Genomic DNA, 15120 nt, shown 5'->3' on the forward strand with positions numbered 1-15120 from the left:
CTATTTACTGAAGGGGGAGAGGGCTTGCTGAGATACAAAAAGATGTTTGCGCTGAGCGTCATTATTGCGGTTGCTTCCGCATTTATCCTGCCGGGGACTGAATCTGGATTCGGATGGCCGTTGGTATGGATAGAATATAATGGACACCCTCCTATTTCATTCGCATCAGAACTATTTCACCCAGACCATTTCAGATATGTTTCCTTCCACTTATGGAACTTAGTAATTGGGGCATTACTTATTTACGTTGTACTTTTATTGATTTACAAAGGGTTGAATAAAATAAATAAAGAAGTAGAGATAGGGGAAAAGTGAAGATGATCAAGTCCGCTACATTATATACAAACAATCTAAAAGCATTACGACGTTTTTACGGAAACGTGTTGGAACTTGATGTGATGGAATCGACAGTTGAGCAGTTCACCGTGAGGATCGGAGAATCACATCTTACATTCAAGCAAAGTGAACAACCGGCTTTTTATCACTTCGCAATCAACATCCCAGGCAATCAATTTTCTATGATGAAATATTGGATGCTGAATCGCGTGACGTTGAACCGTGAAGAAGGACGGGACGAAGTGTACTTCCCGAGCTTTGACGCAGATGCAATGTATTTTGAAGACCCGGTCGGCAATATCGTTGAGTTGATAGGCCGAAGAAAACGGGATCTATTTGGTGATTTGACAAAAGAATCATTCTTGAATATTAGCGAAATAGGTATAACGACACCGCATGTCGTCGAAGTGGGCGATGAACTGCAAGATCTCGGAATTCCGCTCCGTAATGGCACCGAAGTGGAACCGGATGAACTGAATTTTCTTGGACGAGGCGATAATTACATCGTCCTCGTTCCGCCAGGCCGTCGCTGGTATTTTTCAAAAAAAGTATCGGAAGCATATCCGCTTGAATTGACCTGGAATGAGGCACATATAAAAGTGGATGAAGAAGGAAGACTTTCATTCGAATAAATGATGAAAAGCCGATTGCATTCCAGCAAACGGCTTTATTCTTTTGTTTAAGTTCACTCAGAATACATCAAGCTCTACCATATCGAAAACTTTTTCCAAATCAACTCCTTCTGTTATAATGAAAACCGAACGAATCGGAAATAAGGTGAAGCGATGAATTTCTTATGGACATTGTTGTTTATGGCTTTAATCGGGGCGTTGATCGGGGGATTTACGAATCACTTGGCGATCAAGATGCTGTTCAGACCCCATGAGGCGAAATATATTGGAAAATGGCGTCTCCCTTTTACGCCAGGGTTGATTCCTAAACGGCGCGACGAACTTGCCGTGCAACTGGGGAGGACAGTGACGAACTATTTAGTCACTCCCGATGTATTGCGCAATAAATTATTGACACCTGAAATGGAAAGAAAAGCGGAGGCATTTCTCCAAAGTAAGATGGAAGAGCATGTGCTTGAGTCGGACAAGACATTGCATGATTGGCTGCAAGTGGCGGGCGCACATGACATCGTCGAGAAAGCAGAGCGCAAGATCGAGTCACTCGTCGATGCCCAGCTCATTAGCGTGCGAACGAAATTGACATCGGGCACGATTGAAGAGATCGTTCCGGCGGAGTGGCAGGAACGGGCGATAGCACATATTCCTGTAGTGACCAACTATATCCTGCAGCGAGCCGAGCAATTTGTGGATTCGGATGAAGGGAAGGTGATGTTCCAAAAACTGATCAATGATTTCCTTGAGTCAAAAGGGACATTTGGCGGTATGTTGAACATGTTCTTCGGGGATTCCAACTCTCTTGTTGAGAAGGTGCAGCGCGAAGCATTGAAGTTCATCAATGCGCCAGGCACGTACAATCTTCTGCATTCGTTGATCGACAAGGAATTTGCAAAGCTGCAAAAGCGTCCGATGGAGGAACTGCTTGCCGGATTCGATTGGGAGGGACTGTTCACTTCCATTAAAGCATATGCTAACAAGGAACTTGCGCTAGATACCCGTTTGGATAAAACAATCCACGATTACTGGCCAAAAGGTTCCGAGTGGACTTCTGAAAATTTGACGCCTAAAGTGATGCAATTCGCTTTCGATCAAGCCCAAAAGCAACTTGAGGAATCATTGAAAAGGCTGAAGCTAGACGAAATTGTCAAGGAGCAGGTAGATACGTTCCCGGTTTCTGTACTGGAAGATCTCGTCCTTGGCATTTCAAGGCGCGAATTCAAAATGATTACGGTCCTTGGCGCACTGTTAGGTGGTATTATCGGGATTGTGCAAGGCATGATCGTCTTTTTCACAAACTTATCATAGGGGGAATAAAAAATGGCTGTTAATATTTATGATGACTTGAACAAATTGGAGTCGACACTTCGAAAGACTGATGAATTTGCAGAAGTGCAAAACGCGATTGAGGAAGTAAAAAATGATGAGCAGGCACTAGAACTGTTCAAGAGCTTCCGAAAAATCCAAATGGATCTTCAGCAAAAGCAAATGCAAGGCGAAGAAATTGCGCATGAAGAGCTGGAGTATGCACAAAAGACAGCACAACTAGCTCAGCAAAATGAAAAGATCATGCAAATGCTTCAAGCGGAAATGAAGCTGAGCGGCCTGATTGAAGAAGTGAACCGCGTCTTAATGAAGCCGGTTCAGGAAATGTATGAAAGTATGCAATAAAAACCGGCTCAGCCGGTTTTTTTGTGTTATTATTTCAGTTAGTTAATGTTAGTTAATGATGAAAGTTGGAGTAAACCATGCAAAAAATAATCCTTACAAAATCATTCGAACAAGATTGGATCCGGATGTTCACCCATCTAGCCAATCTATTCTTCGAGCAATCTAAAGTGAGTACTGATCCTGAGGACGAAGGTATACTTATAGATTTATCCGTACATAAAGACAGTGCGGCAATCGTTGGCCAAGCCAATTTAACGTATGACGGCATTGAATACAGCGCCACTTTTTCTGAGGAAATGACAACCGACAATTCGGAAACTGAGACCCGTCAGCTGAAACGGATTTATTCTCACGTATTCCTTGAAGTTTTGGAGCAACTCACCGGAATGAAACAATCATGGGGAATACTCACCGGTATCCGTCCGATGAAACTATATCACAAATACCGCCAGCAAGGTCACGGAGTCGAAGAGGCAAAACGTCTCTTAATGGAGAGACACCGGATTTCTGAAGAGAAGAGTGAGCTATTGGCGACGATTGAAAATGTCCAGCTCCGGGCGATTCCCGATTTACATCAGATTCAAAACGATGTGAGCATTTACATCGGCATTCCGTTTTGCCCGACAAAATGTGCTTATTGCACGTTTCCGGCTTACGCCATCCATCGGAAAAATGGCCGCGTTGAATCGTTCCTCGACGGGCTCCATGAGGAAATCCGTGAAATCGGGAAATGGTTGACGGAACGTAACATCAAAATCACGACAATCTATTTCGGCGGAGGCACGCCGACTTCCATCGAAGCGGATGAAATGGATGCCCTTTATCAGACGATGTATGATTCATTCCCACATATGAAAGAAGTAAGGGAAGTGACCGTCGAAGCGGGACGTCCGGATACTATCACCCCTGCTAAAATCGATGTTCTGAAAAAATGGGGAATCGATCGGATCAGTGTCAATCCACAGTCGTATACCGATGAAACGTTGAAAGCGATTGGAAGGCATCATTCCGTCCAAGAAACGATCGATAAATTCTGGTTGTCCCGAAACATGGGGATGAAAAACATCAATATGGATCTGATTATCGGCTTGCCGAATGAAGGACTGGAAGAATTCCGCCACTCGCTCGACGAAACAGCAAAAATGCAGCCGGAGTCATTGACAGTCCATACGCTTTCATTCAAACGGGCTTCCGAAATGACGCGGAACAAAGAGAAATATAAAGTCGCTGACAGGGAAACTGTTGAACAGATGATGAAGATGGGGGAGCAATGGACGAAAGAAAACGGCTACGTCCCTTATTATTTGTATCGTCAAAAAAACATCCTCGGTAACTTGGAGAATGTAGGGTACGCGAAACCCGGCGAAGAAAGTATATACAATATTATTATCATGGAGGAAGTCCAAACAATCATCGGAATCGGCTGTGGCGCATCGAGTAAATTCATGGATCCTGTTACCGGCAAAATTACTCAATTCCAAAATCCGAAAGATCCCGCTGCCTATATCCTTACGTTTGAAGAATATATCGAAAAGAAAATTGAACATCTTGACAGGATTTTCCCTCAAGCGATTCAAGTAGACTGAAGTCGACTGAAGTCGAAATAAAAACCTTAGCACTCGAAAAGTGTTAAGGTTTTTATTTCGATTTAAGAAGGATTTTCTCAACACTCAACGAATAAGTACTAATGAATGTTTATTCATCTTTTAGAGGGGGTATTTATCTTGTATTCTACAATCGAATTGATAATGGAAGGCCGGCTTGCGCGGCTGACGATGAACAGGCCGGACTCCATGAATGCAATGGATGACACGATGATGGGAGAACTGGCTGATGCCTTCGAATCTCTTTCATCAAATGATGAAGTTCAAGTGTTGATTATTAATGGTGCTGGACGCACATTCTCGGCGGGCGGGGACATTAAGAAAATGATTGATCCCAATGCGCCAATGGATATTGAAAAAGTGATGATCAATGTGTCGCGCCTCGCCAAGGCATTATACGAACTTCCGCAAATTACGATTGCCGCAATCCACGGATCTGCTGCAGGACTCGGTTTCAGCTTGGCGCTCGGTTGCGATGTCATTATTGCTGAAGAGAATAGTAAACTCGCAATGAATTTCATTGGTATCGGGCTTGTGCCTGACGGGGCAGGCCATTTCTTCTTAAAAGAGCGGATCGGAGTGCCACAAGCTAAGCAACTCATCTGGTCTGGGGAAGTGATGCGCGCGGAAACCGCTAAGGAGAAAGGGCTCATCGACCAAATCGTTCCGGACGGAAGCGTCAGTCAAGCATCTGATGCGCTAGCCCAACAGTTTCTGTCTGCCCCAATCGCGGCAATGCTTGCTTCCAAAAAGATATTACATGAGCAAAAGATTGGTGAATTGGAAAATGTATTACGCATGGAAAGCGAACAGCAAGTCGCGATGCGCAAGACAAAGGATCATTTAGAAGGAATCAATGCATTTGTAGGAAAACGAAAGCCTGCATTTGTAGGAGAATAATTACATGTGCAGCTGTTGCCTGTAATAGAGGGTAACAGCTGTACCCGCCTGTAAAAATGGGATTACACCGGAGGGAAATTATGACAAACGAACTTAAAAATGCATTGAATAGATTCATCCAAGAAAACGGGGAGAGTTTTGAAGAGGAATTATTATTCGAAGCGTCAACAGTTAGGGCGAAAATTAATACGATCCTTGAGGTAGGCAACATTGACTTAATTAACAATGCACATAAACTTGTCAGTTATGCTTTGGAAAATAAATTGGATGAGCTTCGGCAATTCGCCAAAGTGGAAGGGATTGCTTGGGCAACCCATTCATTGACACTGTCGTTCAAATTGGAGTGGGTCCAGGCGATCCGAAGGACACTTTGGACATTCCTTCAACGATATATCGCTGAAAACAATGCGGAAATCAAGTTCTTTCAGTTGGAGAGACAGATTAACAGCTCTATCGATCAATTCCTGAATGCGTTTTTCATTAGTTACTCTGCCTATAAGGATGAGCTGTTGAAGGCGCAAAGGGATTTGGTTGAAAACCTATCCGTGCCTATCATCCCGATCACCCCGACTGTTTGCATTCTGCCTATAATTGGCTCAATCGATTATTACAGGGCGAAAGTGATGGAAGAGAAGGTATTGACGGAAGTCGGCCGATTACATATTCAAACATTGCTGATGGACCTATCTGGAATCGCGGACATGGAAGCTGAAGTGATTGATCAGTTGAAGAAGATCATTGACGGGGCAGCGATGATGGGATGTTCGACTGCAATTACTGGATTAAGGCCGGATGTCGTCCGTAGCATGGTACGTCTCGGCGTACAGTTCGAGAGGAATACGCAAATGGTCGGAACGCTTCAACAAGCTCTGAGCATTTATTTTACGAATTAAAAAAACTTAATCCTCTATGGGATCAAGTTCTTTTGATCTGTATTTATCTGCTGTGTCCCGCCAAGTGAAATATCCTCTTTCCACCGCCGCAATCAATAATTCGGCAGTCGCGATATTCGTAGCGAGCGGTATTCCGTATACATCACAAAGTCGCAATAATGCGCTAACATCAGGCTCATGGGGCTGTGCGGTCAATGGATCGCGGAAGAACAGAATCAAGTCCAGCTTTCCAGTGGCGATCATCGCTCCGATTTGCTGGTCCCCGCCTAAAGGTCCGGACATCATGCGGTGAACTTTAAGGCCTGTCTCCTTCATGATTCGTTTACCGGTAGTGCCTGTTGCATACAACTCAAATTTCGAAAATACGTGTTCGTACGCAATCGTGAAATTCACCATTTCATCTTTTTTCTGATCATGGGCAATGAGTGCAATGTTCAAAAGAAGCACCTCCATACTGTGGCTTGCACCATTAACATATCATAGCGGCAAGATTGCCGCCAAACTTTACATCAGACATGAAATAGCAAAAGTTTTCCTGCGGGCGAAGCAAGGCGATGTGTTTGTTCAAGAAGATTTTTTTCTTCGAGCAATGCATGGCCTTTTTCTTTTGCCTTTTCATCATTATCTGCCGTGAACGTTTCTTCTGTAATTAACTTTCCTGTCTTCTCGTAAGCCGTCAATTTATAAGTTCTCAAGCTGCTCATCCTTCCGTGCTTTTCTCCATTATACTATGAATGTCTAGAAAATGAATAGTTATTCATTTCAAAAAGATATTGTAAAGGTTACTTGACATCCCACATATAGTAAAGTAACCTTTACGTAAAGCTACCTTTACAATTGAAAGGGGGAGCATGTAACTGAATAACTTGATTAAGGAAATGCGTACTGAAATGGGATTGACGCAGGATGATCTTGCGGAGAGGTTGGAAGTGTCGAGACAGACAATTATCTCTCTCGAAAAGGGAAGGTATAATCCTTCGCTAATTTTGGCCTTTAAAATCGCAAGGCTCTTTAATTGCCGTATTGAAGATATTTTTCAACCGGAGGAGGAATGAGTATGTACGAAGGGTTTGATATTTGGGCGTTTTTAGTTGGTTTGCCATTGGGGTTAGTCATATGGGCAATCGTCTGGTTCTTTGTAAGGAAAAAAGGGATGAAAGAGCGCATTTTTGATGAAAGATATGCGAATCTCCATCGACACGCGAGATCGATCTCCTGGAAGGTGATGACTGGTGCAATTTTAATTGCTTGGATCATCGTCATGATTGTTGAAGGGGCGAAATTGGCGTTTTTCATCCTTACCGCGCTTTGGGTCATTCATATGCTTTCATGGGCGATAGGAGCAGCGATTGTTAATAAACATCACTGATCGAAAGGCGGGGAACTATGATTCCGACAATTGAAAGTTTGGCAGGGTTTATAACGGGAGCAGGCGTCGTATTATTTATAGCATTTCTCTATTTTAGGAAAGGCAGCAAGGAACGCCGCTTCGATGAAAGATATCAGGAAATCCATACAAAAGCGAGGACGATTTCATGGACAGTAACACTTGTTCTTCTTGCGGTTATGTGGCTAGGGTCTTTGATTTATGAAGGTCCGAAGCTCGCATTCCTCCTTGCGGTATCTGCATATGGAGTGATGCTCATCTCATATGTTATCGGTGTTCTGATTATTAGTAAGCGGGTTTAACGAAACTATCTCTCTAGTAATTACGTAGTAGAAAGAAGCCTGTAAAGGAAAGGGGATAAACAATGTCATTGCAACTTGAAAACGTAACGAAGCGGTTCGGGGATTTCACCGCTGTCGATCATTTGAATCTTACCGTGGATAAAGGCTCCATGTACGGATTCCTTGGCGCAAACGGGGCGGGTAAGACGACTACGTTCCGGATGATTCTAGGATTATTGAACGCGAATGAAGGTCATATCACTTGGAACGATAAAACAATCTCTTATGCAACGAGTCCTGAAATCGGCTATTTGCCTGAAGAGCGGGGACTGTATCCCAAGATGAAAGTTGAAGATCAGCTCATTTTCCTTGGCGAGCTGCGCGGGATGAAAAAGGCGGATGCGAAGAAGTCGATCGATTATTGGCTCGAACGGTTCGAAGTTTCCCAAAACAAGAACAAAAAAGTGGAAGAGCTGTCGAAAGGGAACCAGCAGAAGATTCAAGTTATCGCAGCACTTATGCATGATCCGAAACTACTCATCCTCGATGAACCGTTCTCGGGCCTTGATCCGGTGAACGTAGAAATGTTGAAGAAGGCGATCACCGATTTCAGGAATAACGGCGCAACCATCCTATTTTCCAGCCACAGGATGGACCATGTGGAAGAATTATGCGAGAAGCTGAGCATCATCCATCACGGCAAGCAGATCGTAAGCGGCTCGCTCCGGGATGTGAAACGCTCATTCGACAGGCAAAATGTGCGAATTCGTTCCGATTATGATCTGACGGGACTCGGCAGCGTGCCGGGAGTCCTTTCCGTCGCTCATTCGGTCGAAGGAGCTGTATTCCAAATCGAAGATGAAAAAGTCGCAAATGATTTGCTATCTGCTGCATTGGAAGCGGGGCCTCTCCGTCATTTTGAAATCGAAGAGCCTTCCTTGCAAGACATATTCATCGCAAAGGTGGGGAAAGAATATGCGTGAGTTTTGGATCATCTTTAAACAGGCATTTACGTCAAAGGCAAAATCCAAGTCTTTCATTATTACTACTGCACTCATGATTGCAGGTATATTCCTGCTCTCAAATATATCAAAGATCATCGATACGGTGCAAAATGTAACCGGAGCAGGAGATTCACAAGAAGTCCTTCAAGTTGTGGATGAGAGCGGCATCATCGTTGACAGGCTTCAATCACAGTTGGAAGCTGGAGAATACGATATTTCAGTCAAAGCGGCTACTGAATCGGAGGCAGTTCTTGCCGATAAAGTATCATCTGGCGAGATCGAGTCATTCCTAGCTCTGTCAGTTGATGAACATGGAACAATCCATGCTAATTATACGACAATGAGCATGATTGACTTTTCAATACCGAGACGCATCCACGACGCATTGCAATCAATTCAGACAGAACTGAAAGCCGAGGAGCTTTCACTGACAGGTGCACAAGTGCAAACGTTGTTTACACCGATCCAGTTTGAGCAGAAGAATGTTTCGAGGTCTGCAAAATCGGAAGAGGAGCTTGGCCAAGCGAGAGTCCTTGTCTATGTCCTTATGTTTGTCATCTATTTTGCAGTCATATTGTATTCGAGCATGATTGCGATGGATGTAGCAAACGAAAAATCTTCAAGAGTGATGGAAATCCTCATCTCGAGTGTCTCACCTGTGAAGCATATGTTTGCAAAGGTGCTAGGTATCGGATCACTAGGGATTTTACAGATCCTCATTTATGGAGTAGCAGGCTTTATCGCCTTGAAGACGTCTTCTACGGAAGTGCCCGGCGAGTTTTCCGATTTCTTGAGTATACAGGATGTAAGCATCAGCACATTAGTATACGCAGCAGTGTTCTTCCTGCTCGGCTATTTCCTCTATGCGACACTTGCCGCATTATTAGGTTCTCTGGTCAGCAGGACGGAGGATGTCCAGCAGATGATCATGCCGATGTCCTTACTCATTGTGGCGGCATTCCTCATTGCCATGACGGGCTTGGGTAATCCTGAAGTCGGCTATGTCACGTATTCATCGTACTTCCCGTTCTTTGCACCACTCGTCATGTTTTTACGGGTAGGTATGCTCGATCTTCCTATGTGGGAACCGTTGCTGTCGATCGCCATTATGCTGTTGACGATTTTCATCCTCGGTTGGTTCGGAGCGAGAGTGTACCGTGGCGGCGTACTCATGTATGGACCTTCTCGTTCACTGAAAGACATCAAAAAAGCGATTCAATTAGGGAAAGAGTGATAATTGCCGTTTTTCGTCGCGAAGTTCGACGGAGAGCGGCTTTATCTATGATATATATTTTCTATTATCCTTTCACATATGGTAAAATTAGAACAAATATTCGTCAGGAAGGGGGAGGGGCTCCTTGTCCACATTTCGTTTTCTCCATACGGCTGATTTACATCTCGACAGTCCTTTCAAAGGGATGACAGGACTGCCGCCAGCACGTTTGAATGAATTGCGGGAGAGCACGTTCACCGCATTCAACCGATTAATTGACTATGCCGTGGAAACGTCTCCGGACTTCATTGTAATTGTGGGAGATTTATATGATGGCGAAGACCGTAGCTTACGGGCACAGCGGAAGTTCCAAGATGGAATGGAAAAGCTTCATGAAGCGGGAATTCCTGTCTATATCACGTATGGGAATCATGATCATCTAAGTGGGAATTGGACCCGTTTCGAACTGCCGCCGAATGTCCACGAGTTTTCAGGTGACGTGGAAGAAGTATCATTGACGGTGAGAGGCATGGACGTTGTGCTCCATGGCTTCAGTTATCCGAATAGGCATGTCCGGGAAGAAAGGATCAGCAACTACCCGACCGCATCGGATAATCAATCCTTCCATATCGGACTATTGCACGGCAGTCTCGCCGGAAATGAATCGCATGCGGTCTACTCGCCTTTCACAATCGGGGAGCTGCAATCAAAGCGTTATGATTACTGGGCACTTGGCCATATCCATGTACGCCAACACTTATCGGAAGATCCGCCAATTGTTTATCCGGGGAATATCCAAGGGCGCCACCGGAATGAATCGGGTGAAAAAGGTTTTTACGATGTAGAGCTTAGTAAATCGGAGGCGATCTTGACATTCATTCCGACATCAGCCGTTCATTTTGGGAAAATCCAAATTCCTTGTGTCGATATCCAACATGCGAATGAATGGCTTGCCGTCTGTGAGGATGCGCTACTTTCATTCGTTTCCGAACATGGACCGTCTGTCGTCGATATTGAAATTCTCAATCTCGACGAGGAAACCGCCGCCTTTTTTGCACAAACAGCCGAAGACATATGGCTGGAAACAATCCGTGAAATATTGGATATGCATGAACCTTTTGTGTGGGTACAGCGTTTGACCGTACTAAACACTTTCCATAGGCAAGAAAACAATTCGCTCCTGGAATCCGTCCTTGGACAAGTCGACAGCTGGTCAGAAAACGATTGGAAACATGTGCTTGGAGACGTTTATCAACATGTCCGGACGGCCCGCTACCTTGACCCGTTGAAGAAAGAAGACATTCAAGATTTACGGAATGAAGTTGAGAAACTCCTGTTGAATGAATTGCCGACAGTGCTGGAGGTGAATAGATGAAAATTCGAAAGCTAGTCATTTACGGCTTCGGGAAGCATGAAAACAAGACAATCGATTTCACGGATGGCATAAATGTAATTTACGGCCACAATGAAGCGGGCAAGACGACAATCCAGCAATTCATCGTGCAGACGCTTTTCGGCTTTCCGCAAAAGAATAGCGCACAGCTTCGATATGAACCGAAAGCAGGCGGTAAATTTGGCGGTCAAGTCCATTTGCATGATGAAGTTTATGGAAATTGCATCGTAGAACGGGTACAAGGAAAATCATCTGGTGACGTCACCGTCTATTTCGAGGATGGCACGACAGGCGGCGAAGAAGCTGTAAAAGCATTGGTACGGCAATATGACCGGGCTTCATTTGAATCGATCTTTTCGTTCTCTATTCTTCAATTGCAAGGCTTCGAACGGATGGACGAGACCGAATTAAGCCGGACGCTCCTCTCTTCGGGCACAACAGGTGTTGACACATTATTGCGTGTTGAAAAAAAGATGGAGAAGGAAATGGGGGATTTATTCAAGAAATCCGGCCGTAATCCTGAAATGAATGTCCGGGCCATCGAGTTGAAGGAAATGGAGAAAGAGCTGAAAAGTGAACAGGAGCGAATGGCAACCTTTGCTCCGAAAATGGATAGGATCCATGAAATTGACAGGGAATGGCAGGAATCGAAAGCGTCATATGAATTGTTGCGGGAGCAATATCGGGCACTCGAACTGGAGCTGCAATTATCGCCGTTGAGAGAGCGGAAGCGTAACCTTGCAAGAAGGCTGGACGAAGTACGGAAATCATCCTTTCCGTCTGACGGCATACGTCGCTTTGAGATGATCAGCGGCAGATTGACGGAGATGGAGGCGAAGAAGCGCGGTCTGGAAGCTGAGCTAACAGCAATGGCGGAGAAAATCCCTACTTATCCGCGTCCCGAAATGCTTACGGAAATGGAGCGATTGCTTGCACGAGAGCCGGAATGGCATGAGTGGCGATCAGCTGTTGGCTCCATCCGTGATAAGTTAACTCAACTGAATGTGAAGAGGATGCGGTTGCTCGATCGATTAGGCTTGGATAAATCGGACGAGCTGTTGCAGGCTGACGTTTCGATTCATCAGGAAGAGTATCTATATGGGCAACTGCAGGAAATGAGTGAAATGAATCAACAGATCGGGTATATAGATCGGCAGCTTACCCAATTGGAGAACGAACTGCGCGATATTCGAACCGACCAGCTTACATTGCAAAAAAATTCCCCTACGGAAGCCGAAAAGAAGCGAGCTGAAGAGTGGCCGTCGATCCGAAGGCGATTGGCTGAAGCGAAAGCGTATGTACACATGAGCCGCTCAAGCCGGGTTGACGGAACCCCGCAACTGCTTTGGATGCTTCTTATTGTCGCAGCTGTCATCTCCATAGTAGGGTTGATCGGGGACCAATGGATAGTCGTCGGACTTGGTGCGTGCCTAGCGGTCATTTCTGCACTTTCAAAAATAGGCAAGCGCAGCGATCAGCCGTCACCCAAGAATGTTGAAATGGAGCGTTTCATTAACGAATATGCAGGACAGGAAGCGGAGATGGAAGCGCTCATCGTAAAAGTGCAAGACTATGAACAGAGGCACAGCTTGCTAGAAGAGGCAGCCAAGGCGAACGAACGGAAGATGGGTGTGCTGGAGGAAGAGTATGGGGCAATCGTGCAGGAGAAGGAACGTCTTGAACAATCAATAAGCGAATTCTTTGTTGCCTATGGCCTGCGAAAAATCCCGAATCCGGGCATCCTTCATGAGTTTTTCGGCATGGCACGCTCGTTGCAGGAAATAGAACGTGAGCTGGAAGACGCCGCACGGCAATCTGAAGAGATACAAGAAAAAATCCGCTTGAGGCAAACAGAGGTTGAACGGCTTGTTCCGGCGGGGGCATCGGAATCATCGATCTATGAGAAATTGCGGTCTGACTATTTGTCTGTAAAAGAAGAAGCGCAAACGTTTAAAGTCTTAACGCAGAAGATTGAAGAAACCCAAATGCAGAAACAGGAAGCGGGAGAGCTGCTATCTTCCTTGCGCAGTCAACAACAAGATTTATTCACAGAAGCTGGAGTAGAGACGGAAGAGCAGTATTACAAAGCTTATGCCGAATATCAGGAAACACTGACGTTGATGCAACAGATCAGGGATATAGAATCCCAGCTGTCTGTGCATGGCGCTGTTGAGGATGTTAGCGGCCGTTCGGAAGGAGAGCTCCGAGTAGAAGTCCATGAACTTGAAAGACGTCTAGCAGACCTCGAAGAAATAATGAATTCGTTTGTGAAAGAAAAAGCCGCATTGGAAGTTGAAACGGAGAAGCTGTTGACGGATGACTCCTATCAGCGGAAACAGCAACTGTTTGAAATGAAGAAGGCGGAGTTTGATGAGCTTGCGAAACAATGGTCGGTCCGCCAAGCGGTTGTTGAAGCGATTAAAGGCATGATGGAGGAATTAAAGGAGAAGAAGCTGCCCGAAGTTCTAAATGAAGCGGAAAAACTGTTTAGTGAACTGACGGGAGGCACTTACATGTCACTCGTATTATCGGAAAATGGTTACTTCCATGCCGTTGCCAGAGATGGAAGGAGGTATCCGATCATTGAACTTAGCCAGGCGACGAAGGAACAGGCGTATATTGCATTGCGCTTGTCGCTTGCAGCCGCAAAAGAAAAGACGGCTCCATTTCCACTAGTAATGGATGATCCTTTTGTCCACTTTGATGAAATGAGATTTTCACGTATGTTGAAAATAATGGAGCGGCTAAGTGCGAAGCATCAGTTCATCTATTTCACATGTCATGATAAGATAGTAGAATACTGGACAAATGCTACGATTATTAACGTTTCCGACATTGGAAGCGCCAAGGGGGCGATGATAAGGTGAAAAAAATATTGGAACATCAAGTCGGGGAGCCGGTTGAGCTATATTTACTCATTAAACAATCGACGAAGGGGATCACCCAACAGGGAAGCCCGTTCATGACACTCATTTTGCAAGATAAAAGCGGTGATATCGAGGCGAAGCTTTGGGATGCCGGTGAAGAGCATGAACGTCTGTATGCGGCTGCGACAATCGTCAAAGTCGGCGGAGAAGTGCATGAATATAGAGGGAAGAACCAGCTGCGCATTAAAAGCATCCGTCCTGCGAAAGAAGACGAAGGTGTAACGATATCGGATCTCGTTCCATCTTCCGCAAAGAGCAAGGAAGTGCTTTATGAGGAGCTGCTGCAATACTTCTTTGAAATGAAAAATCCGCATATCCAGCGAATCACGAGACATCTATTAAAAAAGCACCAATCAGATTTCCTCGTTTACCCTGCTGCTACTAGGAACCATCATGATTATGTGTCTGGGCTTCTCGATCATGTCGTATCCATGTTGAAGCTCGGAAAGGCGATTGCCGAATTATATCCTTCTTTGAATAAGGATCTTCTATATGCAGGCATCATCTTGCACGATGTTGGGAAAGTGATTGAGCTATCTGGTCCTATCGGTACGCAATATACAGTGGAAGGGAACTTGCTCGGCCATATTACAATCATGGTGAATGAAATATCGAAAGCAGCGGACGAACTCGAAATTCATGGGGAAGAAGTGATGCTTCTTCAGCATATGGTCCTCTCCCACCACGGCAAAGAAGAGTGGGGAAGCCCGAAACGTCCGATGTTGATGGAAGCGGAAATACTTCATTATATCGATAATATCGATGCGAAAATGAATATGCTTGATCGGGCGATGTCTAAGACGGTGAACGGTGAATTCACAGAAAGAATTTTCCCACTGGACAACCGATCTTTCTACAAACCGAATATTGAATAGAAAAAAGGGC

Annotated in this window: 17 protein-coding genes; 15 read left to right on the plus strand and 2 right to left on the minus strand. The window is 45.0% G+C overall.

Features of this window, described 5'->3' with window-relative positions:
* Nucleotides 1–24 precede the first annotated feature (24 nt).
* The 7 genes from OC538_RS16050 to OC538_RS16080 all read left to right on the plus strand — a co-directional run bounded on the left by OC538_RS16050 (nucleotide 25) and on the right by OC538_RS16080 (nucleotide 6030).
* The gene (locus OC538_RS16050) at nucleotides 25–315 is read left to right on the plus strand and encodes a hypothetical protein (RefSeq protein WP_251696981.1); all 291 of its coding nucleotides are present in this window, start codon (nucleotides 25–27) and stop codon (nucleotides 313–315) included.
* A 2-nt stretch (nucleotides 316–317) separates the two neighbouring features.
* Nucleotides 318–968, plus strand: coding sequence for a glyoxalase (locus OC538_RS16055; protein ID WP_262177265.1), 651 nt, complete (start codon nucleotides 318–320; stop codon nucleotides 966–968).
* Nucleotides 969–1121: 153 nt separating this feature from the next.
* The gene (locus tag OC538_RS16060; protein WP_262177268.1) at nucleotides 1122–2270 is read left to right on the plus strand and encodes a DUF445 domain-containing protein; all 1149 of its coding nucleotides are present in this window, start codon (nucleotides 1122–1124) and stop codon (nucleotides 2268–2270) included.
* A 12-nt stretch (nucleotides 2271–2282) separates the two neighbouring features.
* The gene (locus OC538_RS16065; RefSeq protein WP_262177271.1) at nucleotides 2283–2633 is read left to right on the plus strand and encodes a YlbF family regulator; all 351 of its coding nucleotides are present in this window, start codon (nucleotides 2283–2285) and stop codon (nucleotides 2631–2633) included.
* A gap of 77 nt (nucleotides 2634–2710) precedes the next feature.
* On the plus strand, nucleotides 2711–4219 hold the full coding sequence (locus OC538_RS16070; RefSeq protein ID WP_262177273.1) for a coproporphyrinogen III oxidase: 1509 nt from the start codon (nucleotides 2711–2713) through the stop codon (nucleotides 4217–4219).
* Between the two features lie 135 nt (nucleotides 4220–4354).
* Entirely contained in the window at nucleotides 4355–5137 is a 783-nt protein-coding gene (locus OC538_RS16075) for an enoyl-CoA hydratase (RefSeq protein WP_262177837.1), read from the plus strand.
* Between the two features lie 80 nt (nucleotides 5138–5217).
* Nucleotides 5218–6030, plus strand: a complete 813-nt coding sequence (locus OC538_RS16080) for an STAS domain-containing protein (protein WP_251696972.1) — start codon at nucleotides 5218–5220, stop codon at nucleotides 6028–6030.
* A gap of 6 nt (nucleotides 6031–6036) precedes the next feature.
* Here OC538_RS16080 and mgsA read toward each other — a convergent pair whose 3' ends face one another.
* Nucleotides 6037–6483: a methylglyoxal synthase gene (mgsA, locus tag OC538_RS16085; RefSeq protein WP_251696970.1), complete on the minus strand. Its 447-nt coding sequence runs from the start codon at nucleotides 6481–6483 to the stop codon at nucleotides 6037–6039.
* 56 nt (nucleotides 6484–6539) lie between these two features.
* On the minus strand, nucleotides 6540–6725 hold the full coding sequence (locus OC538_RS16090; RefSeq protein WP_262177278.1) for a YhzD family protein: 186 nt from the start codon (nucleotides 6723–6725) through the stop codon (nucleotides 6540–6542).
* A gap of 162 nt (nucleotides 6726–6887) precedes the next feature.
* On the opposite strand from OC538_RS16090, the gene OC538_RS16095 reads away from it, so the two are divergent.
* The 8 genes from OC538_RS16095 to yhaM all read left to right on the plus strand — a co-directional run bounded on the left by OC538_RS16095 (nucleotide 6888) and on the right by yhaM (nucleotide 15110).
* Complete coding sequence (locus OC538_RS16095) at nucleotides 6888–7085, plus strand: helix-turn-helix transcriptional regulator (RefSeq protein WP_251697023.1); 198 nt, start codon at nucleotides 6888–6890, stop codon at nucleotides 7083–7085.
* 2 nt (nucleotides 7086–7087) lie between these two features.
* Nucleotides 7088–7399: a hypothetical protein gene (locus tag OC538_RS16100; RefSeq protein WP_262177281.1), complete on the plus strand. Its 312-nt coding sequence runs from the start codon at nucleotides 7088–7090 to the stop codon at nucleotides 7397–7399.
* Between the two features lie 17 nt (nucleotides 7400–7416).
* A complete protein-coding gene (locus OC538_RS16105; RefSeq protein WP_262177283.1) occupies nucleotides 7417–7719 on the plus strand; it encodes a DUF3796 domain-containing protein in 303 nt (100 codons plus the stop codon).
* A 62-nt stretch (nucleotides 7720–7781) separates the two neighbouring features.
* Nucleotides 7782–8681, plus strand: coding sequence for an ABC transporter ATP-binding protein (locus OC538_RS16110; protein ID WP_251696966.1), 900 nt, complete (start codon nucleotides 7782–7784; stop codon nucleotides 8679–8681).
* Complete coding sequence (locus OC538_RS16115) at nucleotides 8674–9936, plus strand: ABC transporter permease (RefSeq protein WP_262177286.1); 1263 nt, start codon at nucleotides 8674–8676, stop codon at nucleotides 9934–9936. Before OC538_RS16110 ends, OC538_RS16115 begins: the two co-directional genes overlap by 8 nt.
* Nucleotides 9937–10060: 124 nt before the next feature.
* Nucleotides 10061–11290 carry a DNA repair exonuclease gene (locus OC538_RS16120; protein ID WP_262177289.1) on the plus strand — a complete coding sequence of 410 codons (1230 nt, stop codon included), beginning with the start codon at nucleotides 10061–10063 and terminating at the stop codon, nucleotides 11288–11290.
* Entirely contained in the window at nucleotides 11287–14175 is a 2889-nt protein-coding gene (locus tag OC538_RS16125) for an ATP-binding protein (protein WP_262177292.1), read from the plus strand. The genes OC538_RS16120 and OC538_RS16125 overlap by 4 nt, the downstream gene beginning before the upstream one ends.
* Nucleotides 14172–15110 (plus strand): 3'-5' exoribonuclease YhaM, encoded by a 939-nt coding sequence (gene yhaM / locus OC538_RS16130; protein WP_262177295.1) that lies wholly within the window; start codon nucleotides 14172–14174, stop codon nucleotides 15108–15110. Before OC538_RS16125 ends, yhaM begins: the two co-directional genes overlap by 4 nt.
* Nucleotides 15111–15120 lie beyond the last annotated feature (10 nt).

This window comes from Saccharococcus sp. Marseille-Q5394, from assembly GCF_946901335.1.
GTDB classification, from domain to species: domain Bacteria; phylum Bacillota; class Bacilli; order Bacillales_A; family Planococcaceae; genus Sporosarcina; species Sporosarcina luteola_C.

Bases quoted from the DNA above. Each gene is read 5' to 3' on its own strand.
- OC538_RS16110 (WP_251696966.1), top strand. From the start codon at position 7,782: ATGTCATTGCAACTTGAAAACGTAACGAAGCGGTTCGGGGATTTCACC.
- OC538_RS16080 (WP_251696972.1), top strand. From the start codon at position 5,218: ATGACAAACGAACTTAAAAATGCATTGAATAGATTCATCCAAGAAAAC.
- OC538_RS16070 (WP_262177273.1), top strand. From the start codon at position 2,711: ATGCAAAAAATAATCCTTACAAAATCATTCGAACAAGATTGGATCCGG.
- OC538_RS16100 (WP_262177281.1), top strand. From the start codon at position 7,088: ATGTACGAAGGGTTTGATATTTGGGCGTTTTTAGTTGGTTTGCCATTG.
- OC538_RS16065 (WP_262177271.1), top strand. From the start codon at position 2,283: ATGGCTGTTAATATTTATGATGACTTGAACAAATTGGAGTCGACACTT.
- OC538_RS16105 (WP_262177283.1), top strand. From the start codon at position 7,417: ATGATTCCGACAATTGAAAGTTTGGCAGGGTTTATAACGGGAGCAGGC.
- mgsA (WP_251696970.1), bottom strand. From the start codon at position 6,483: ATGGAGGTGCTTCTTTTGAACATTGCACTCATTGCCCATGATCAGAAA.
- OC538_RS16125 (WP_262177292.1), top strand. From the start codon at position 11,287: ATGAAAATTCGAAAGCTAGTCATTTACGGCTTCGGGAAGCATGAAAAC.
- OC538_RS16055 (WP_262177265.1), top strand. From the start codon at position 318: ATGATCAAGTCCGCTACATTATATACAAACAATCTAAAAGCATTACGA.
- OC538_RS16115 (WP_262177286.1), top strand. From the start codon at position 8,674: ATGCGTGAGTTTTGGATCATCTTTAAACAGGCATTTACGTCAAAGGCA.
- OC538_RS16060 (WP_262177268.1), top strand. From the start codon at position 1,122: ATGAATTTCTTATGGACATTGTTGTTTATGGCTTTAATCGGGGCGTTG.